We start from the raw sequence: 21659 nt of genomic DNA, 5'->3' as shown, positions 1-21659 counted from the left end.
TTTCTACTATACATTAAAAACTAAATTGCATATAAGTTAAATTAAAGCAACTATTTACTGCTCATTTTACTTAGTCAACTGTAATTTATGTTTAAAATTCTGGTTATTGATGATGACCCTATAGTGCGAGCAGTACTGAAAAGAACACTCCAAAATCAGGGTTATGATACCACTGTAGCTAGTAATGGCGAGGAAGGAATTACACAAGCACAATTACTACATCCGGCTCTGATCGTCTGTGACTGGATGATGTCCCAGGTAGATGGGTTAGAAGTGTGTCGTCGAATTAGAACAGATCCAGAGTTGGCAACTACTTTTTTTATTCTATTGACGGCTAGGGGGGCAGCTCGAGGAGAAGAGGAAGATAGAGTTAGAGGACTTGACGCTGGAGCAGATGAGTTTATCTCTAAACCTATAGAGATGAATGAATTGAAAGCACGGGTAAGAGCAGGACTAAGATTACACCAGCTAAATCAGGATTTACAAAGTCGAAAAGAAGCTTTGGAGACACTAAATCAAGACTTACAAACCCAAAAGCAAATTTTGGAAGCAGAATTAGCTGAGGCTGCTGATTATGTGCGATCGCTTTTACCCTCGCCGCTTGTAGGAACAGTAACTACAGAAAATCTGTTTATTCCCTCAGCCCAGCTAGGGGGCGATTGCTTCGACCATCATTGGATCGATGAGGATCATTTGGCAATTTATTTGTTGGATGTATCAGGTCACGGGGTAGGTTCAGCCCTCCTATCTGTATCCGTCCTAAATGTTTTGCGATCGCAATCTCTACCGAATACTAACTTTTGCCAACCCAGTGCAGTCCTAAAAGCGCTCAATCACGCCTTCCAAATGACAAAGCACGGTGATAAATACTTCACAATTTGGTATGGAGTTTATCACCGCCTTAAACGTCAACTTATTTATGCCAACGCCGGACATCCACCAGCTTTACTGTTATCTAATACCTCTACAACAAGCATTCAAGTTAAACAGCTAAGTTCTTTAGATTTACCAATTGGCTTTTTACCTGATGTGCAATTTGAAGATGCTGTTTTTGATATCGAAGAAAACAGCACTCTGTACATCTTTAGTGATGGTGCTTATGAAATTAATCAGTCAGATGGTAAAATTTGGGGTATTGATGCTTTCATTGACTTGCTAACGAAATATAGCCAGAAAGATACCTATAACCTAAATGAACTCTTAGCGAACATTCTCGCCTTAAATGCTCAAGATAATCTTGATGATGACTTATCTTTGGTAAAAGTTAACTTTTCTTAGTATATTCAAGTCTGCACATTCAAACTTAGTATTGTGTCATAGCTTATTGCGTTGCCAATACTTGGCGGTTGAATTCATCTTGATCGGCAAAGGTTTGAAAAATTCTATCCATTTTAGTCAGTTCAAACAACATCCTGACTTGATCGCCGATCGAACAGATAAAAAGTTTAGTATTAGCATTTCGCGTTATTTGCATTGCTGATACTAAAGCACCTAAACCAGAGCTATCGATAAATTTTACTTCTTTCATGTCAATTAACAAAATATCGGCTCCGTTTGCCACAATACCGCTAACTTCACGACGCAGTTCATTACCTCTAATACCATCTAAAATCCCAGATAATTCTAGTACTTTCACACTTAAACTCATGATTTTGTCCTATTTATTGATTAAAAAAATGTAATTCTATTTTGGCATTGACATTAGAAAAACTGCAATAGAGACAGCAATTATTTTGTGATTTTTATGCATTTAGCTGTGTTTAATTGCTTGATGATTATTAGCTATTGCAGTAAAAAAACTAGCATCAACACATTGCCTAGAAATTTCAAAAGCTTCAAAATAACCATCTTTTTGACCTAACTCGCGTGCCCAAAAACGAGATAAAACTAGTATGGCATCAAGTTGCATAAATGTTTTATTGAGTTCTGATTCATAACAACCGATAGCTGCAACTTTTTCCTCAATTACAGAAGTAATATCCACAAAAAAATTGGGTTCAAAACCACGCAAAAAAACAGGTGGGGCGGAATACCACAAAGTTATGTTTTTGCGGGTAGCAACATTAGAAACTGCGATCGCACACACTTCATGATCTCTATGTCCATATTTTTCTGGTTGTGGTGCATGAGTAATAATCAGATCGGGTTGGCAACGCCTAATAGCTTCTTCAGTAACTTTGATAACTGCTTGGGTTGAAAAATTATATTCCTCCAGTGCATAAAACTCGTAAGTTGCACCGATGATTTTACCTGCTGCATCCGCTTCTTGATGACGTGTACCCTTAATAGACGAACTGGAAAGACTGCCATCAGTCAAAATTAAGCAACGAATATTCCATCCTGCCTTGGACATGAGACTGAGAGTGCCAGCAGCGGGTAGAACTTCATCATCAGCATGAGCATAAATTGTTAAGACGGTTCGTTGACCAAAGTTTTTTGAGTCTGAATCAGTGTTCATTGCTGTTTTCTTTTGAGTTAGGAGTTAGGAATTAGGAGTTAGGAATTAAGAGTTAGGATTAGAGACGCGATTAATCGCGTCTCTACAGTTATTCTCCTTTTCCCTGTGTCCCTCTTAGACTTCTTTTGGAGGCTGCCAAACAGATGCACGGATAATAGCCCACAAAAGTAATAAGTTATAGATAGCCCATGCACCATTTATTAGGTGAAGCCAAGGATTATTTAGATTACCAATTGCAAATTTGTAAAGGCTCCATAACATTCCTAGAATAGTGAGGGTAAAGATAAGTATTTGGGGCCAAACTAGTTGGATATACATTCCAGATTGCCTCAGCTTAGGTGTTACTTGAAATTTGAGATGGCTCCCAAAAGATACGGTTAATATGGCTTGAATAAATAAGGGAAATAAAGAGATCGTGTATTGTTCGGATCGCCAAATTTCTCTAGCAGGAATGCCCCAAGTCGCAGTCATGGCAGTCAAACGGTTGATAATAAAAACGGGGAAAAAGTGGATGGCAAAATCATATCCATAGCTTTTAACTGGAACGATGTCTGTGAAGAAATAGATGATTGGGCAACAAAGAAAAACAAGAGTAGAAAAACCACAAAAATAGCTATACATTGTCTTAAAGTAATGCAATCTTTGCCAAAATGTTAGCCCTGATTTTGTGAATGGATTTTCTCTCAGTAGTACTTGGATAGTACCTTGTGCCCAACGTAATCGCTGTTTTAAGGTAGATTTTAAGTCATCTGGTGCTAAACCTTCTGCTAAAAGTTCACGGTGATAAATAGATTTCCAGCCAGCACTATGCAGACGCATTGCTGTATTCATATCTTCTGTAATACTGTTGCTGGATAGACCACCAATTAATTGAAATTCATCTAAACGTTTTTCATCTTTGGCAAACTCATCAGCAAAATGTTGTAGTCCAACACTAATAAGTGCTTCCCGCCTCAGAATCGCATTTGTGCCTGTATAAAAAGCGGCATTCATGCCATCTTTGCCTTGCTGAAGTGGCCCATAAAATAAATTTGCTCGATGTCCAAAGGGATCGCCCGTAGGAATATTGTAAAAATCTTGGGGTGTCTGTACAAAAGCAATTTGATTTTGGTCGTATTTCCCTATGAAAAGATTATAAGTAAAGAAATAAGGCAGAACTCGCTTGAGAAATTGTGGCTTGGGAATATGGTCAGCATCTAGGGTAAGAATAAACTGTCCTGAAGTTTCTCCAGAAAAAATCGCGTAATTGAGGTTCCCAGCTTTAGCGTGGTGGGGTACACCAGCTGGTTTGGGACGAGCAATGTAGCGAAAACGAGCGAGTTCAACTAGTTCTAGTTCTTTCTTGCGAATCGCTTCTTCTAAGGCTTTCCGTTCGGTAGTTAGGCGATCGCGTAGGGTCTTTGTAGGAGAATCCTTAATAGTACGATCTTCTGGTGGTAACCAAAGAATAAGCGATCGCAAACTTTGCACAAATCCAGCCGCCGGCTCATTAACTACTGATTCTGATGACGCTTGCAGCCATTGTTCCGCAGCTTGAGTATTAGGTGTCAGATTTTCCAGTTGCTTTAAGCGCTCCAACAAACAAGAATGTTCTCCATCAATCCGTTCCGCTTCTAGCTGTAATTGTGGTGACTGCAAATCCTCAATACACAATCTTTCTGTCATTGCTCGCATATCAGCCGAGTTACCATCATCCAGCACATAAACACGTAACTTTATTGGCGGATAATCCATTGCAAGAGCTGCTTTGACAGTTTCTTCGACAATTTCCGGCGGCTCGTTGTAGCAAGTCACAAAGACATCCACAGTTGGCCAGTCGGATCTGGGTAGAGGTGGGGTCATCTGGTCGAGAGACTTAACCTGTCGCTCTAAAGGTCGCCATAACCCAATCACAAACATCACACCGCCGAAATAGCTATAAATTTCTGCTATTAGCAAAGGAATAGAGATCCACAGCGCATCAAAATTGATGGAATGGGTAAGGCGCCATTGCAAATACCAGATGCCAAAAATTAAATTGATTTCTGCTAGATAACGAAATAACAGCGTTCTTTTTTTGAGTGATGAGCGACTGTTACCAGAAAAGTTTGAGGAATTATCGCTAATAGAAACTGAAGTCATTTTAGTACTAGTAATTAATGTGAAAGGATAGTGTAATGGTAAAAAATGCTGAATTGGGAGTTAGAAGTTGTTAATAATTTTCTTTATTTCTGCTGCCTCCCCTGGCTCTTGGCTTCAAGTATTAGTGGATGTCTGCCTCTGGCTTGGTAAAGCAAACTTTCTAAAACGATCGCATTTGTATTAATGTCAACTGAAGCATTAACACCTAGTTGGGAATTTTCATATCGTCCTGAAAAATAGCCGCGATTTTTATCGGATAAATTTTGAGCAAAGTCTCGTAGCCTTTTCGTGTAAGGATCGTCTGGCATGAGCGCAAACCAAGAAAATGCTGCTTTCGTACTCACAAACCGCAATTGGGGATAGGCTTTTCCGCTAGTGTTAACGGCTTGCCAAGATTGACCATTGGAGTAGACGCTGTAATACAGAAAGTAAGGGAGACGATCCAAGGAATCTTCATTTACAGCAGTTAAAATTCCAGTGCGCTGAAATCGTTGTAATTGCACTTTGAAAAGATTTTGCACTTGAGGTTTAACAGCATCATTCCAACCCATTTCTAAACCCCAGAGTAAATAAGGATCGTTCGTTAGGTAGTTAGTAGCCCCAGAGCTTTTTAGATTCCGTCGATCGACTTGGAGAGTAATGCCATCGACTTGAACCGTCTTTACTGGTGGATTAGAGAGAGCATTAGTAGCTTGAATATTCCACAGCTTTAAACTCTGGGCAGCATATTGCTCGTAGCCTAATCGCCCTTCCTGCACTTCGAGAAGTTTACCTGCTCTAGGGATAGCACCATTTAACCAACCATCTTTGACAAGTTTCGATAGATTCCAGCGAGCGACGATGCGATTAATGCGTGAAGCGAAGCTGTCGCCTTTAGGCGAATCGCTATATTCTGGATAATGCGATCGCATAACATGCAATGCTAATAAAAATCGCGCCATATCCAAAGCTGACCAACCACTTATACCCTTGGGATCGGGGGTGTCATTGAGTTGGCGCATTTCGCCAGTCCGGGTGCTATAAGCTTTGTTGGGTAAACCAGTTGGTGGTAGCGGCAGTTTTTCCAACGTCTCTAGCAATGTGTTCATCCGCTTTTGGAAAACGTCTTTCGGCAATAACCCTAATTGGTAAGCTGCATGAATTCCCAATAAGGCGCTACCCTGATCCCACCAAGTTGTCCACGGTAAGTTGTCTCCCGAATTTACTAAACCTGTTTGGGGATTCCAGTTACGCTCAAAATATTTCCAAGCCTGTTTAGCAGCAATTCGATCCGCTTTTTGGGTCAATCGTGGTAAAGAGGTTGTGGGCGTTGGAATAATAGGTTTTTCTGGTGTAGCTGTTGGTTTTGGTGGTGTCGGTTTTGGTTTTAGCGGTAGTGGTGTGAGTGTAGGAGCATTCGATTCTGGAACGATTTGTGGCGATGGTGTTTCGACATCAGGGTTAAAGTTATCAGGGGCAGCAATAATCGTAGATGGAGTAGGAGAGCATTGCCACGTCGCCGTAATTGGACAAAGCAGGGGTTGTTGATTTGTCGTTGCGTACAAAACTGATTGCAAAATCATGCTTTTGATGCCGCTTGTTGCCATTTATATCTTCTTTGCCAATTCCGTAGGCGATAAATAGCCGAAAGCCGGATTATTTACCGCGTCTTTATAACCAGCAGATTTACCGCTATTACTGTTAATTGCCCAATCACATTCCTTATTAATATTGAAGTAAAGGATGGCTCTTACACCCATCCCAGCAAGTTGAGTATAGGAGTCTTGTAACCATCGATCTTTGGCACTCTTTTGTAAACCATTTTGCGTATTACTCGTACTTGCTGTTTGAGCGATGAAAATCGGCTTACTGCCAGCCATAACCTTCATCCGCTTGATATATGGTTCAAAAACTTCTTTCGGAGTATTCCAGTGTTTCCAAGAAGAATTACTACAATACCCCCAGTTGTACGAACTAAAGGCAACAACATCTACCGACTTGTCCCCAGGATAGTAGTTTTCAAAGCGATTTTCATTGTTTTCACTCCAACCATTAGGTGCAAATACCCAACGTATTGCCTGTGAAGATACACCAGCCTCTTTAAATATCTTTTGGATGCGTTGATAAGCTAACTTGAAGTTCTGCGGGTCTTGGCTGTATGCTTCTCCAGGAATGTTCATCTCTTGGAACGGCGCGATAAACGCCATCCGGCCCTCTCCTTTCTTTGCCCAATCAGCGTAGGCTTTTGCTACTTTTTGTAGAGAACTATCTACGTCTCCCCTAGCAATCTGCGCTGCTGAACGAGTAGATTTGAGATTAATAAAAGCTGTGTATCCGTTGTGCTTCAGTTGTTCTAGGGAAACTGGAATGTTGTAGCCAGGATTTGAGTCCTCGATATCCAAGAACAATCCAGCAATAGAATGGCGCTTACCAACCCATTGATCGACTTGACGTAATTGGCTGTCAATTGTACTTTGATTTCCTAGATAATCTGGGGCATATAGTCCCAGTAGTACAGGAGTACTGGAAGATGTTTGGTTGTGAACTTGCTTTAATTTCAGGTTTTCGAGTTGCTTTGAGGCATCAGCAACTGCCAGATTTTTATTCGCAAAGATGCTTCCTAGTAAAATTAGCATCATCAGCGCCAGCCGTACCTTGTCCATAGATTTGAACGAATAAACAGGGATTTTATTTTGAATCCAGATGTCTGTTGCTTGTGAAAGCCACTGCATCATGTAGTAAGTATTCCCAAATACAACTGATTAATAACAAACACGACTTGGTAATTAGAGAAAGTCGGCGTGAAAGCCCATCCCTTCAAGGGATGAGCTGAAAGTAAATTGCGTTTCAACTTACTCTATGACTTTTGTACCAGTTACTAGTGGAGTCTTTTCGCTACCTGAAATCCAGTAACTTCCAGAACTATCAGAAATTAACTTGGTTTGTTGTCTGGTAGTGTTGGGTAAACCTCGCCCAGAATCTCCTTTACTAACTTCTTGCCACCAAGGAGATTTCATGTTGACAGTCGGACGAATTAAAGGTTGTTGATTCATCACTTTGTACAGCAAGGATTGCAAAATCATACTGTTGGTGCTATTGGTGAAACCAACTGCCGTTTTACCCGTGGTTTCATAGAAGCCCTCATAAAATCCGGCTAATGGATTGTATAAATCAGTGGTTCCTTGCAGTAACTCTTGACTGTACTTATTTTCTGGAAGCAGGGCATGATAGGCAAAAGCGACTGCTGTACTTACCAATCGTCCCTTTGGTACAATTTGCCCATTATCTGCTAAAGCTACCCAAGGCTCACCTTTTCCAGTAATTGTGCTGTGGACAGTGTAAGGCTTGCGATCGATTAAGGTGGTAGCTGAGGCTGTGAGGTTGCCGGTGCGACGGTAACGTTCAGCTTGCGCCTGAAAGATTGGTTCAAAGAGTGATCGCATTTGTGGATCTAATCCAAACTCCAGCGCATAAAGTAAGAAAGGATTGCTAACTGTATATTGGTTAACTTTTGAGTTGGTATCTGGGCGGCGGCGTTGAATTGGTACTTTCACTCCCTCTACTAAGGCAGTTTGATATTCACCGCCAACCGCAGAATGTTCAACATTAAATCCCCACAATTGAAAAGCTCTAGCTGCATATTCTTCATATCCCAAACGGGTTTCGGGATTGACGCGGGTAAGCGATCGCCCATCTTGCTCTTTGGTAACGGTAGCACTAGAAAGAATACCTTCGCGCACCACACGCAAGTATGACCAATCCAGCACAATTTTATCTACCGCAGTCGTATATTCTGGATGACAGGTTTTTAAGTTGTAAAGCGCTGCTAGTATCCTGCCTAAATCTAAAGCTGACCAACCGTTACCTTCTGCAATTGGATTTCCACCATAATCTACTGATTGCAGCGATCGCGTATCGTAACCCCGACCCGGCAATTCTTTACCAAATAATGGTAATTTTGTCAATACAGCTAAAAGATGTCGAGTGCGTTGGTCAAATTCCTTCGGGGTAATTATATCGAGCGATCGCGCTGCATGAAGGGCTGCGAGATAATCTCCTAGTCCCCACAGGGTTGCACCTTTGAAATCACTGCGATCGTCTATCAGCCCATTTTTGGAGTGATAATTTGCTTGAAAGTATCGCCAAGCGGCTTCTGCATAACGCCGTTCAATCAACGTCAGGGGTCGATCTAGTTTGAGGTTAGATGATTGGGGACTATCGACTGGTGGAATAGGTGCAACGGCCACTTCTACAATTTTAGGAGTATCTGTAGGGGTTGCGGTAGGAGGCGTAACAGGAGAATTCCCTTGATTTGAGGGTGTTTCAGGAGAAGCATTTTCACTGGGCTTACCAGTAGACACACTCGCAGAACTAGAAGTAATTAAAGGGTGATTTCCCTTAGCTTTGTAGTATAAAATCTCCAAAATCAGCCCATTAGTATTACCTGTCAAAGCTTTATTGGGTTGTTTTGATTCTTCATAGATCCCAGCATAGTAACCACTATCATCAGGACTGCGGAGATCCTTGACTACATCAAAGACTTTTTGAGCATAAGCATTATCTGGAAAAAGATAGCGCCAGCCAAAAGCCGCTTTGGTACTGATGCTGCGAAACTGGGGATAAGGTTGATTGGCATCGGTGATTGTTGCCCAGTTTGCACCGTTGGCATAGACAGTGTTGTAGAGAAAATAAGGCGCTCGATCGATATTATCTTCTGTGACAGCAGTCAACTGACCTGTGGTATCAAAACGCCGTTTTTGCACATCTAAAACCCTGGCAGCAAAATCAGCTAACTCACCTTGCAAGCCAAACTCAATCCCATCAAGGATGTAAGACTCACTAACAACGTAATTATTAGCGTTGGTGCTTTTAAAGTCACGGGTATCAACGGGAATTTGCACGCCATTAATTTCAACGAACTTAAATGGTTCTAAAGAAATAGCCTTGGGTGCAGAGAAACCCCAAAGTTCATAACCTCTAGCGCCATATTCTTCGTAGCCAAGTCGTCCTTCTTGCACCAGTAAGGTTTTGTTGTCTGGGAGAACAGTAGCGCCAAAAAGTTGTCCATCTTTGAGCGATCGCGCCACTTGCCACTTTGCGACAATTCCTTTGAGCCAATCGTTATATTGTGGATGACAAGTGCGGATGACATCAAATGCCGCAAGTATTCGCCCGACATCCAAAGCAGACCAGCCAATACCCCGTTCAAGGGGATTGTTGCCATAATCAACCATTTGTGCATTGGCTGCGTTATAGACTTTATTAGGCAAAGTATCCTCAAATAACTTCAGGCTGTTGAGAGTCGTCAAAAACTTGTTGATGCGTGTGTCAAAGTCTGCTTGGTCAGTAAGATTCAACCAGCGTGCAGCATTCAACGCCATCAGGTAATTCCCCATGTCCCAAAGTGTACCAGAAGGATAACCCCCTGTAGAATTGGTAAATCCCGTTGCTGGCTGATAGTTTTTGACAAAATACTGCCAAGCACCACGAGCATAAGTTTGTTCTTCAGGTGTCAGAGGGGCTGTAATATTGCTACAGCTATTGGAATTTTGGGATAAGACTGGTGTTGGGATATAAAACAACAATTGCAGAAATGTTCCAACTAGGAACAATGCAATCCATCTCAACAGCTTTTGTTGATTGGGTTTGTATCTCATAATAATGCAAAGCTCTTTAACGCTTGATTTTGAGTTAATGCAGCAACGTTTTTTTTCACAGTTAAATGTGTTAAAAAGGCTTCTATTTCCGCACTCACCATATATTTGGGATGGTAGCGATCGTAAAAACAGATGTAATGCTTAATCCAGTCAGTGTCACTTCTTTCTGTTTGGTAACAATAATGTTGAAGCCGGATTTGATCCTGTACCTGTTCTAAGAGCTTTTTTTGGCGTTCTTCCATAGAGTAATATCTAGAAAATTTACGTATAATGTCCTGATTCGGATGTTATCTGGAAAAATCCTGAATATCACCAAGGAATATACTTAAAGTCAGGTGTTTAAAACCAATGTTTGGTATTTATACGTAACTATTCGGTCTAATATCTATAAGGAGGGTATTAGATATAAAAATTCTGCGTAACTACGCCAAACCAGATACTTGCACGTAAAGTTTCTGGATAATTAGGCGTTATTTAGTGGTAATTCGTTTCTAAGCGACAGCGATTATTGGAATTGGTGCAAAATATCAGATTTTTCCGGTTGAGCCAAAATATAAGTGAATAATTACTTTACATTGAATATGTATAGCTAAACCTCATGGAAATACCCCAGCGCGTATCAGTCCGCTACAAAGATGCGTCCTTCAATAGTAATGAAATCCGCTTAAGAACCTTCCGGCTTGGGTTACAAATATGGGAAGAACAAACCAAGCCTAGAAAAACAGAGCTTTATCAGTTTATATCGTCTTGCTTGAAACAAGTCGATCGCCAAGATCGTTTTATGTTCTCTCTGTTATTCATAGAATTAACAGACCTGATACGCAATTCTTCGCTGGAAAGGGGAACGAAAGAGGTTTTGATTAAAACAGCTTTTAGAGAGTTTGCTTGTGCAATAACAGACTTTGAAGACGTTGCCAAATAAAGTTGGTCATGGGGGTGCTGGTATTGGGTAGGCGTAGCCCAACCCAGGCATCGCCCTAGAGTTAGCTAAACTAATCGAGTAGGATATTTTTATGAGTAATCAGCTTTTCAATGAGATTAGTTTTTTCGCTAAATGCGCGGATGGGTAGGTGTTGGAAAAAGGGTAACTAGAAAAACGGCTGAATTGCCCTATATGCAACAATTTCAGAGCGATCGCATTTCTAAACTATCCGCGCACCTTATGGGGACTAGCTTTCAGCCATTTGCCTCTAACCAAATTCCGACTCCTCGTGTTATGATTTCTCTATTCGCGCAACCGAACCTTGAAAACCAAATAAGACAAGGCTTTCAGAAGCCAGCGATTGCAATTACCTAAAATCCCTATTAGGGATTGAAACCAAGCTAAATGCACTACCAGTGCCGTTGCAACATACAATTGCAATTACCTAAAATCCCTATTAGGGATTGAAACATTGCATCATAGGAAGGTAGTTTCCCAGTGAACGGGAAATTGCAATTACCTAAAATCCCTATTAGGGATTGAAACGATACCTATCTTGCGCATCAAGCGCTAGCAAATCATTGCAATTACCTAAAATCCCTATTAGGGATTGAAACACTTAAAGTGACACTTTCAAAAACAGGTATACCCATTGCAATTACCTAAAATCCCTATTAGGGATTGAAACTCTTCGGTTGGCTCATCCCCAAGGGATCGACGAGAGATTGCAATTACCTAAAATCCCTATTAGGGATTGAAACATTTGAGTTTGAGACTAAGTTGCCTAAATCCCAGTATTGCAATTACCTAAAATCCCTATTAGGGATTGAAACATCACGATCTTTAATATATTCTCTAACAGCATCCAAATTGCAATTACCTAAAATCCCTATTAGGGATTGAAACCAATAACCTCGACATCAACATCGATGTAACTCATATTATTGCAATTACCTAAAATCCCTATTAGGGATTGAAACTGATGCTGAATCTTATAGTCATGCTGATGATATTCGCATTGCAATTACCTAAAATCCCTATTAGGGATTGAAACGAAGGCCGGGTTTGAAAACAGACCTAATCCAAAAATTGCAATTACCTAAAATCCCTATTAGGGATTGAAACTTATTCAAACGCTGCAAGAACTCGGACGATTCGAGATTGCAATTACCTAAAATCCCTATTAGGGATTGAAACACAAAATACAAGGAAGTAGTGATATCACGAAAAGGTGACATTGCAATTACCTAAAATCCCTATTAGAGTACTCTAAGTAAAAAAATGCCCAATTGTCATTGCGAGCGAAGCGAAGCAATCACAGCCCTTGGGATTGCTTTGCTTCGCTCGCAATGACGGGTTTTGGATCATTTATTTTTTGGAACACTCTTAGGGATTGAAACCAGTAGATTTTAATTGACTAAAACCTGTGTAATATATACTTTCCGTTGTCTTCACCGACTGAGAATCAGCGATGTCTACGACGGGCTACGCCTACGCACACTCGATTTAGCTTATAACCTGAGTTCAAGCCAGATTCAGTTCTCTTTAGATTTATATTTACGAATTAGCTTTTAAGTCGTCAATTGTATTGCGGGCGAATGCTTGACAATATTAGCTAACTCTTGTACCTGTTTTACTGCTTCAGCACCCTCCAACTTCATTAATTCGCGATCGTCCCACAATTCCATCCAAGTAATCCCGTAATCAGACACTACAAAACGAATCAGATGCTTTTCTCGCAGGCTAACCATGAATGAAGCACTCTTCATTTGGTCGCCGCACGTATAACAGGAGGCAGAATATCCATGCTGCTCAAGTACAATTGTCAAAGCTTGCAGGTTCATTACCAAGTCTTGAACGAATTCTTGATGTTGTTGCGCTAATCTTAGAAACACTAGTTTTCTCCTGCTACTACAGTTATGTGGTTGCTTTTAAAACTTCTTTAGACTGACATCCGACGTATTTAGTTGCCAAAAGTTGGTGTTTTTTTTAGACGTGATTAATCTTAATCTTGCGGTGTAAACAATAAGCTAAACGCTCAAAGCCGTTCTAATGTTCTGCACAATTATCTGGGGTGGTTGTGCAACATCCATAGATATGGTGTTCAATGGTTCTTCAAGAGTCTCAAACTGGCTATTGAGAAGTTTTGCACCCATGTAATGATTGCTACGCTCTTGCAACCGTATTTGAATCAACTCATAAGACCCTTTGAGGTAGACTAGTTTGATGCGTTCGTCCTTGATGTTGGCGCTGCGATCGCTATCCGATACCAAAAATTGCCGATAGCTGTCTTTTAAAGCCGAACAGGCCAGCACGACATTTTTATTTTCTTGTAGCCAATGTTTTATCGCTGTTTGCAAATCTTGCAGCCAAGGTATCCTGTCAGCTTCACTCAACGCAATACCGCACCGCATTTTCTCAACATTCTCTGCTGAATGGAAAGCATCAGCGTCACTAAACTCCCAGTCTAATGAGTCTGCTAGCAGTTTTCCTATGGTGGTTTTACCAGAACCAGATACACCCATGATGATAATAATCATATTTTTCTGAGGAAAAGTTAAGTTATTGAAATGAACGCAGAGCAAAATGTGAGTTGTATTAAAATCTCTTGACAAATAACGATTATTTTCTATAATACATACAAATGCACACGTGTGCAGGATTTAAAATCTCAGATAAAAATGAATAAACGAAGAATTTCAATTGAAGATATTGCTCGGAAAGCAGGTGTTTCTCATTCCACAGTTTCGCGGGCTTTGCGAGATAATACTCTCATTAGCCCGAAAGTGCGAGAGGAAATTAAGCAACTGGCGCAGGAGATGAACTATGTGCCAAATGCGATCGCTCAAAGCTTGCAAAACAAACGTACTAATACCATTGGTGTAGTAGTAACTTCCATCGCAGATCCCTTTTTTGCTGAGGTAGTAGACGGAATTGAACAGATAGCCAGACCAGCCGGCTTGAGTGTTTTGTTAAGTGCTTCACACCGAGATTTTGAGCAGGAAATGGCAGCTATTGATACTTTTCATCGCCGGAGAGTAGACGGTATCTTAGTAGCTGACTCCCGAATTAGCAAACAGCATACAAAGCAGCTAACCCAAATTGCTATACCAACAGTTCTGATTAATAGCCAGACTGAAGATCAATCCGAAATATTTCACTCAGTGGCAATAGACGATCGCTTAGGTGCTAGATTAGCCACAGAGCATTTAATAAGTTTGGGACACACCACCATTGGTTATCTGGGTGTAGGCGATCGCAGCAGGTCAAACCGCGATCGCCTAGAAGGATATAAAATGGCTCTTGCTGAAGCTGGTTTACCACAAAATCCTGATTGGGTTTCAATTAGTGACGAATATAATACCAGAATTAGCGATGTCGCCACCGGACAAAATATGCTATCTAAACTATTGGCTGCTGAAGTAACAGGCATCTTTTGTTACAACGATATGGTGGCGGTTGGCGCTCTATTAGCTTGTCAAGAACTAGGTATTTTAGTACCACGAAATTTAAGCCTAGTTGGATTTGATGGTATTGCTTTAGGTAGTTACGTTACGCCAGCACTTACAACAGTCAGCCAGCCAATGTTAGAAATTGGTGGCTATGCCATGCAAATGTTACTCGATTTATTAGAAGAAAAAACTGTGGAAAACCGCGTTTTATCTCCTTTCCTAGTAGAGCGTGGTAGTAGTGCAACATTAATAAAGTAATTTTAAATCGTGTCTAAGTAAGTTGGTAAAAATAAATCAAATTATACGAAACGTAAACAGGCTTAAAGTCCTTACTAATGACAAATGACCAATGACAAATGACAAATGACAAATGACAAATGACCAATGACAAATGACAAATGACAAATGACAAATGACCAATGACCAATGACAAATGACAAATGACCAATGACAAATGACAATATGTTAACCAAAAAACCGATTTTATCTCCCGATCGCTGTTTTTCTCCAGAACCAGTTCAAAGACGACTAGCCCATCAATTTTTTGACAGCATATCTGCATTACCTTTGGTCTGTCCGCACGGTCACGTAGATCCAGCCCTGTTAGCTAATCCAGCAGCGCGTTTTGGTTCACCAACAGAATTATTTATTATCCCTGACCACTACATTTTGCGGATGCTTTATAGTCGAGGTCTATCTCTGCAAGCTTTAGGCATAGCTACACATGATGGTTTACCAGCAGAAACTGACCACCGGAAAATCTGGCAATTATTCGCCGAACATTTTTATCTATTCCAGGGTACTCCATCAGGGTTGTGGCTCAAAGACGAATTAACTAATGTCTTTGGAGTAGATGAACCTTTAAATTCTCGTAATGCTGGACGTATCTATGATTATCTAGAAGGTTTATTAGCCTTATCTGAGTTTTCCCCTCGTGCTTTATTCAAACGCTTTAACATCGAAGTGCTTTGTACTACCGATGCAGCCAGTGATAACCTAGAGAATCAGCGATCGCTCCACCAAGAAGGTTTTACTCAAATTAGACCGACTTTTCGACCAGATGCAGTAGTTAACCTAGATGCTCCTGGTTGGCGAGAAAATCTGACCAAATTGGAAAGCAGTGTCGGTAAAGAAATTAGCACTTACGCTAATTTTGTCCAAGCTTTAGAAGAACGTCGGGCAATATTTAAAAAAATGGGTGCAACAGCTACCGATCAAGGTGCAGCTACGCCTTATACTACACGTCTTTCCGAGCAGGAAGCAGAAGCTATCTTTGCTAGAGCATTAAACGGCAAACTAAATCCAGGAGATGTGGAGCAGTTTACCGGTCATATATTCATAGAAATGGCTCGGATGAGTGTAGAAGATGGTTTGGTGATGCAAATGCATTGTGGTGTTATGCGTAACCATAACCCGGATCTATTTGACAGATTTGGGGCTGATAAAGGTGGTGATATTCCCGTCAAAATAGAATGGACTCAAAATCTGCGCCCGTTGTTGTCAGCTTATGGAAACGACGGGCGCTTCCGGTTAATCATTTTTGGCATGGATGAAAGCACTTATAGCCGAGAGATGGCTCCCTTAGCAGGTCATTATCCTACTGTCTTGCTCGGGCCGCCTTGGTGGTTTCATGACAGCGTAAATGGCATGGAACGCTACTTCAATCAGGTAATGGAAACTGCTGGAATTTATAATACTGCTGGGTTTAACGATGATACCCGCGCTTTCGTTTCTATTCCGGCTCGTCATAATGTTTGGCGGCGGGTAGCTTGTAACTGGTTAGCCGGATTGGTAACACGGGGATTAGTTGATGAAGAGGAAGGGTATGATATGGCCCGCGCTTTAGCTTACGACCTTGCTAAGAGTGCTTACAAATTGGACTAAGGGACTTCCAACAAATAAATTACCCAATTTTGTGGGGTGGGCCGAAAAGCTATTTGTGTCAAGTTAACGTGAAACCCTTATAAAAACTGGATATTGAGTTCACTGACTTTCGATTGCGATCCGCGTTACCCCACCCTAACCCTCCCCTTATAAAGGGGAGGGAACCGGATTTCCTGTTTCCCCCCTTTATAAGGCTCTACAAAAGGAGAAGTCGAGAATAGTTTATGAAGTGGGAACCGGATTTCCTGTTTCCCCCCTTTATAAGGGGGGATTAAGGGGGGTAATACGACTTGTGTACACCATAGGATTGATTTTGAATTACGAATTGAAACAAGATGTCAGATTTTATTTTAAATAAACTTTTTAGCGTAAAAGAGCAGGTAGCAGTAGTTACAGGTGGTTCAGGCGTACTTGGTGGAGCTATGGCGCGAGGTTTAGCCCTTGCTGGAGCGCGAGTAGTGGTTCTGGGTCGCAATCAAGCACGGGCGGAAGCGGTAGTGGCTGAGATTACTGCTAATTGTGGAGAAAGTATGGCTGTATTAGCAGATGTTAGCGATCGCTCCCAACTAGAAATAGCCAGAGATAAAATTATACAGCGCTGGGGTCAAATAGACATTCTGGTAAACTCGGCTGGCGGTAATATTACAGCTGCCACAATTACCCCTGATGCGACTATTTTTGATATGCCACACACAGCTTTTGAAGAAGTAGTTAGCCTCAACTTACTCGGTACTTTACTTCCCAGCCAAGTTTTTGGTCAAGCAATGGTTGAAAAAAAACAGCCCCACGGTTGTATTGTCAATATATCTTCTATGTCTGCTATCCGAGTAATTAGCCGCGTGGTTGGCTACTCAGCCGCTAAAGCCGGAATTGATAACTTTACTCGTTGGTTAGCCGTCGAACTTGCCCAAAAGTATGGGGATGGAATGCGAGTAAATGCGATCGCGCCAGGTTTCTTTATTGGAGAACAAAATCGAGATTTACTCCTAAATGCAGATGGTAGTTTGACCGGGCGCGGGCAAAAAATTATCGAGCATACCCCCGCCGGACGTTTCGGAAAACCGGACGAATTACTCAGCACCTTGATTTGGTTATGTAGTTCTGGTTCTAGTTTCGTCAATGGGGTGGTCGTGCCAGTAGATGGTGGGTTTAGTATCTACAGTGGAGTTTAATTATGCATTCACTGGCTGTAACTAACGGAACACTTTCCGACGAGCAAGTTTCCGGGCTAGTTCATCAAGCTTTAGCAGATCGTCAGTTAGATGGACAGCGTATCCTAGTCTTAATTCCAGATAGCACCCGCACTGCTCCCATCCCGCAAATGTTTCGATTGCTGCATCAGGAGTTGAGTAAAAGAGTAGCGGCTCTAGATTTTTTGATTGCTCTGGGTACACATAATCCCATGAGCCAAGAGCAAATCAATCACCTAATAGGGGTGACACCAGAGGAACGAGAGACAACCTTTAAAAAAGTTTGCATCTTTAACCACCTGTGGAATGAACCAGATACCTTTATTTCTTGTGGAGTAATTTCAGCAGATGAGATAGCAGAGATTAGCCGGGGAATGCTACATCAGTCCGTTGAAGTTCGTGTTAACAAGCTTGTGACACAGTATGATTTAATAGTGATTTGCGGCCCCGTCTTTCCCCACGAAGTTGTCGGTTTTTCTGGTGGAAATAAATACTTTTTTCCCGGTATTGGTGGTCAAGAAGTAATTGATATATCCCATTGGTTGGGTGCTTTAATCACCAGCTATGAAATCATTGGGACATCAGGAATAACACCAGTTCGACGCTTAATTAATCGAGCCGCTAACCTAATTTCTATGCCAAAACTTTGCTTGGCGATGGTAGTTGCACCTAAAACAAATCAGCTAGCTGGACTTTACATAGATAAACCAGAGCCAGCCTGGGAAGCTGCGGCAAAATTATCCGACAAACTGCATATTACTTATGTAGATAAGCCTTTTAAACAAGTGCTTTCAGTAATGCCCGAAATGTATGATGACATTTGGACAGCTGCTAAAGGAATGTACAAGCTAGAGCCAGTAGTGGCCGACGGAGGGGAAGTAATTATATATGCTCCTCACATTACCGAGTTTAGCTATACCCACGGCGAAATCCTGTCCCAAATTGGCTATCACGTGCGTGACTACTTCCTCAAACAGTGGGATAAATTTAAAGCTTATCCCGGTGGAGTGCTGGCTCATAGTACTCACTTAAAAGGTATGGGTACATTTGATGCTACAGAAGGCGAACAAGCTCGGATTCGCGTCACTTTAGCGACAGGTATTTCTGCTGAACGCTGTGCTGCTCATAATTTAAACTATCGATATCCGGCTACCATTCGACCCACAGAATGGGCTAACCGTGAAGATGAAGGGATCTTGCTTGTGCCTAAGGCTGGGGAGATATTGTATCGGATAACTGACTCTGTAATGGGATTAAAATAATTCGTAATTCGTAATGACGCTCGCGGACTCGCTACCGCTACGCTAACGTAATTCGTAATAAAAACGTCATTACAGCCATTTTCACAGGATTTATGCAAAATACCTGTCAAACTATTACTCCGTGTTCTCTGTGCCTCTGTGGTTCGATTTTCCGGTACCTGTGCGTAAGTCTTATTTCAATTAAATAAACCACGCGGTAGGGGCACAGCAATGCTGTGCCCTTATGTCAGATGTGCTTCAAATCCATGAAAACTGTAAATTGAGTCAATTTTTAACGTAGATGGAAAGTGGCTTGCTGACAGGGCGATCGCAGAAGCACAGAGGATGCTTTGTAACAAAATCTGTAACAGCATTACTATTTGAGCTAGCACTCGTATAGATTGATGAAAAATCTACGGGTAATCCCGGAATTTAAGGATTAATGCTGCTCAAAGATATACGAGATTATCAAATTCTTTTTCTCGGCTTATTCCTAGTCTTGGGAATTGGTACACGAGACTGGACGCTGCGACCAGAATTAATTGGAGTAGCGATCGCCACCAGTCTAGCAACCCAATGGATATTGTCATTAGTTACTGGCAAAGAACAAATGGCAAATCTTCGCAGTGCTTTAATTACCTCCTTGGGACTAAGCCTTTTATTACGGGCTGATTGCTGGACGACAATGGCAATAGCCGCAGTAATTGCGATCGCTAGCAAGTTTATCTTCCAAGTCGGCGATAAGCATTTCTTCAATCCCACCAATTTCGGCATCATATCTGCCTTGATTCTCACCCCCGATGCCTGGGTTTCGCCGGGACAATGGGGTGAAGAGTGGTGGTATGGGCTATTATTTGCCGGCACTGGTGGCATGATTTTGCAGCGCGTTGGTCGCTGGGACACCACAGCAGCTTTTTTGGGTTCCTACTCCTTACTAGAGGCGATTCGCAATCTCTGGCTGGGTTGGACTTGGGATGTTTACTGGCACAGATTAATGAGCGGATCTTTGCTGCTGTTTGCTCTATTTATGATTACAGATCCGCGATCGATTCCCAATTCCCGAATTGGGCGGGTAGTTTGGGCAATCTGCATCGCCGGATTAACTTTTATTCTGCGAAATTATTTCTTTATTTCCACAGCAGTTTTCTGGGCGCTGTTTGCCCTTGCACCATTGACCATCCTGTTAGATGTTCTGTGGTTAGCCCCAAGGTTCTCTTGGCAAGAAGCAGATGAGGAAGCAGGCACAGAACTGCTTCTTGTACAGACGCGATTCATCGCGTCTCTAATTAAAAATGCAGAGGTATAAATAAAATGAGATTTTTTCGACTTTTAACGCCATTATTGTTGGCAATTGTAGCTGTTTTATGCTTTGCACCCGCAGCTTGGGCATTTTGTGGATTTTATGTAGCTAAAGCTGATACAAAACTGTATAACAAAGCTTCTCAGGTGGTAATAGCACGAGATGGCGATCGCACCGTCTTAACAATGGCAAACGACTTTCAAGGCGAAGTCAAAGATTTTGCAATGGTAGTACCAGTGCCAACGGTGCTGCAAAAAGAGCAAGTTCGCGTCACTGAACCCAAAATTATCGAACGCCTAGATGCTTTTAGTGCGCCACGATTGGTAGAATATTTTGATCCAGATCCTTGTCTGGCAATAAATAATAGCGCTGAGATGGATGCAGCACCAGCGCCAGCAGGAGCGATAAGTGAGGCGAGGAGAGCAAGGGGCGATGCTAGTTTGGGTGTAACAATCGAAGCACGTTTCAACGTTGGCGAATACGACATCCTGATCCTTAGTGCTAAAGAATCTGGCGGACTAGAAACTTGGCTCAAACGCAATGGCTACAAAATCCCCAGAGGTGCGAAACAGTTACTCAAGCCCTACATTCGCTCCTCAATGAAATTCTTTGTTGCCAAAGTCAACTTAGATAAATTCGAGAAATCTGGCTACCAGTTCCTTCGTCCGCTACAAATTTCCTACCAGTCACCCAAGTTCATGCTGCCAATTCGTTTGGGCATGATCAATGCCACGACAGAGCAGGATTTGATTATCTACATCCTCTCACCCCAAGGACAGGCAGAAATCACCAATTACCGGACGGTAAAAATCCCCTCCGACGCAAACGTTCCCTTGTTTGTCAAAGATAAATTTGGTGAATTTTACAAATCAATGTTTCAAACTGCTTACACCAAAGAAGACAGGAAGGTTGGTTTTTTGGAATACGCTTGGGATATGGGTAGTTGCGATCCTTGTTCAGCCGATCCTCTAAGCCAAGAAGAACTCAAGCAAGCAGGCGTATTTTGGCTAGATGATAATTCTGGAAGTAATGTACCAGTATCTCCAAGCTTTCGTCGTCCCTCTCCTAGAAGCAGCGTCTTCATCTCCCGGTTGCATGTCCGCTATACCCGCGATAAATTCCCTGAAGACTTGATTTTCCAACAAACTGCTAACAGTGAATCTTTCCAAGGGCGTTATGTTTTGCAACATCCGTTCCAAGGGGAACTCAAATGTCAGGCGGGTAGAGAATATAAACGGTCTTTGCCCAAGCGTTTTGAACAAGAGGCGCAAACTCTGGCTAAACTCACCAACTGGAATATCCAAGACATTCGCAACAAAATGAAACTGAGTGTTGGTAATCTGACATATTCCTGGTGGGAAAATTTCTTTTCTTGGCTGGGATTATATTGAGGGGACTAGGGATTGGGGATTAGGGACTGGGGACTGGGGGCTAGGGGACAAAGAGAATTAAACC

General features: G+C 41.8%; 18 protein-coding genes and 1 CRISPR repeat array. Of the genes, 8 read left to right on the top strand and 10 right to left on the bottom strand.

Annotated features, from left to right (window positions below):
* The first annotated feature begins 87 nt into the window (after positions 1–87).
* Positions 88–1278 carry a SpoIIE family protein phosphatase gene (locus CDG79_RS19670; RefSeq protein ID WP_094343628.1) on the top strand — a complete coding sequence of 397 codons (1191 nt, stop codon included), beginning with the start codon at positions 88–90 and terminating at the stop codon, positions 1276–1278.
* Between the two features lie 43 nt (positions 1279–1321).
* Here the strand turns inward: CDG79_RS19670 and CDG79_RS19665 are convergent, their stop codons facing one another.
* The 7 genes from CDG79_RS19665 to CDG79_RS19635 all read right to left on the bottom strand — a co-directional run bounded on the left by CDG79_RS19665 (position 1322) and on the right by CDG79_RS19635 (position 10457).
* Positions 1322–1648, bottom strand: coding sequence for an STAS domain-containing protein (locus tag CDG79_RS19665; protein WP_094343627.1), 327 nt, complete (start codon positions 1646–1648; stop codon positions 1322–1324).
* Between the two features lie 102 nt (positions 1649–1750).
* Positions 1751–2458 carry a PIG-L deacetylase family protein gene (locus tag CDG79_RS19660; RefSeq protein WP_094343626.1) on the bottom strand — a complete coding sequence of 236 codons (708 nt, stop codon included), beginning with the start codon at positions 2456–2458 and terminating at the stop codon, positions 1751–1753.
* A gap of 114 nt (positions 2459–2572) precedes the next feature.
* Positions 2573–4579, bottom strand: coding sequence for a glycosyltransferase (locus tag CDG79_RS19655; RefSeq protein ID WP_094343625.1), 2007 nt, complete (start codon positions 4577–4579; stop codon positions 2573–2575).
* A gap of 83 nt (positions 4580–4662) precedes the next feature.
* Complete coding sequence (locus tag CDG79_RS19650; RefSeq protein ID WP_094343624.1) at positions 4663–6165, bottom strand: DUF3131 domain-containing protein; 1503 nt, start codon at positions 6163–6165, stop codon at positions 4663–4665.
* A complete protein-coding gene (locus CDG79_RS19645) occupies positions 6166–7293 on the bottom strand; it encodes a hypothetical protein (RefSeq protein WP_223278217.1) in 1128 nt (375 codons plus the stop codon).
* Between the two features lie 117 nt (positions 7294–7410).
* Complete coding sequence (locus CDG79_RS19640; RefSeq protein ID WP_094343623.1) at positions 7411–10215, bottom strand: DUF3131 domain-containing protein; 2805 nt, start codon at positions 10213–10215, stop codon at positions 7411–7413.
* Entirely contained in the window at positions 10212–10457 is a 246-nt protein-coding gene (locus CDG79_RS19635) for a site-specific integrase (protein ID WP_094343622.1), read from the bottom strand. Before CDG79_RS19635 ends, CDG79_RS19640 begins: the two co-directional genes overlap by 4 nt.
* A 356-nt stretch (positions 10458–10813) precedes the next feature.
* On the opposite strand from CDG79_RS19635, the gene CDG79_RS19630 reads away from it, so the two are divergent.
* Positions 10814–11137 (top strand): hypothetical protein, encoded by a 324-nt coding sequence (locus tag CDG79_RS19630; protein ID WP_094328612.1) that lies wholly within the window; start codon positions 10814–10816, stop codon positions 11135–11137.
* Between the two features lie 360 nt (positions 11138–11497).
* Positions 11498–12334: direct repeats of the CRISPR family, unit length 37 nt; unit sequence ATTGCAATTACCTAAAATCCCTATTAGGGATTGAAAC.
* Positions 12335–12708: 374 nt separating this feature from the next.
* Here the strand turns inward: CDG79_RS19630 and CDG79_RS19625 are convergent.
* Entirely contained in the window at positions 12709–13032 is a 324-nt protein-coding gene (locus CDG79_RS19625; RefSeq protein ID WP_094343621.1) for a DUF1815 family protein, read from the bottom strand.
* Between the two features lie 135 nt (positions 13033–13167).
* The gene (locus tag CDG79_RS19620) at positions 13168–13677 is read right to left on the bottom strand and encodes a gluconokinase (RefSeq protein WP_094343620.1); all 510 of its coding nucleotides are present in this window, start codon (positions 13675–13677) and stop codon (positions 13168–13170) included.
* Between the two features lie 141 nt (positions 13678–13818).
* Here CDG79_RS19620 and CDG79_RS19615 point away from each other — a divergent pair, with 141 nt between their 5' ends.
* The 4 genes from CDG79_RS19615 (at position 13819) to CDG79_RS19600 (ending at position 18925) form a co-directional block, all read left to right on the top strand.
* Complete coding sequence (locus CDG79_RS19615; RefSeq protein ID WP_094343619.1) at positions 13819–14847, top strand: LacI family DNA-binding transcriptional regulator; 1029 nt, start codon at positions 13819–13821, stop codon at positions 14845–14847.
* Between the two features lie 189 nt (positions 14848–15036).
* A complete protein-coding gene (gene uxaC, locus CDG79_RS19610) occupies positions 15037–16473 on the top strand; it encodes a glucuronate isomerase (RefSeq protein WP_223278216.1) in 1437 nt (478 codons plus the stop codon).
* Between the two features lie 335 nt (positions 16474–16808).
* Positions 16809–17645 carry an SDR family oxidoreductase gene (locus CDG79_RS19605; RefSeq protein WP_094343617.1) on the top strand — a complete coding sequence of 279 codons (837 nt, stop codon included), beginning with the start codon at positions 16809–16811 and terminating at the stop codon, positions 17643–17645.
* 2 nt (positions 17646–17647) lie between these two features.
* Entirely contained in the window at positions 17648–18925 is a 1278-nt protein-coding gene (locus CDG79_RS19600) for a lactate racemase domain-containing protein (RefSeq protein ID WP_094343616.1), read from the top strand.
* 221 nt (positions 18926–19146) lie between these two features.
* On the opposite strand, the gene CDG79_RS43845 is transcribed toward CDG79_RS19600, so the two are convergent.
* Positions 19147–19296, bottom strand: coding sequence for a hypothetical protein (locus tag CDG79_RS43845; RefSeq protein WP_223278215.1), 150 nt, complete (start codon positions 19294–19296; stop codon positions 19147–19149).
* Positions 19297–19346: 50 nt separating this feature from the next.
* Between CDG79_RS43845 and CDG79_RS19595 the strand changes: the two genes are divergently transcribed.
* Positions 19347–20210, top strand: a complete 864-nt coding sequence (locus CDG79_RS19595; protein WP_094343615.1) for an RnfABCDGE type electron transport complex subunit D — start codon at positions 19347–19349, stop codon at positions 20208–20210.
* Positions 20211–20215: 5 nt separating this feature from the next.
* The gene (locus tag CDG79_RS19590) at positions 20216–21595 is read left to right on the top strand and encodes a DUF2330 domain-containing protein (protein ID WP_094343614.1); all 1380 of its coding nucleotides are present in this window, start codon (positions 20216–20218) and stop codon (positions 21593–21595) included.
* Positions 21596–21659 lie beyond the last annotated feature (64 nt).

The sequence above is a fragment of the Nostoc sp. 'Peltigera membranacea cyanobiont' 232 genome (genome assembly GCF_002245985.1).
Lineage (GTDB): Bacteria > Cyanobacteriota > Cyanobacteriia > Cyanobacteriales > Nostocaceae > Nostoc.
Note: the sequence above shows the minus strand (reverse complement) of the source record. Positions and strands in the feature narration are given on the sequence as shown.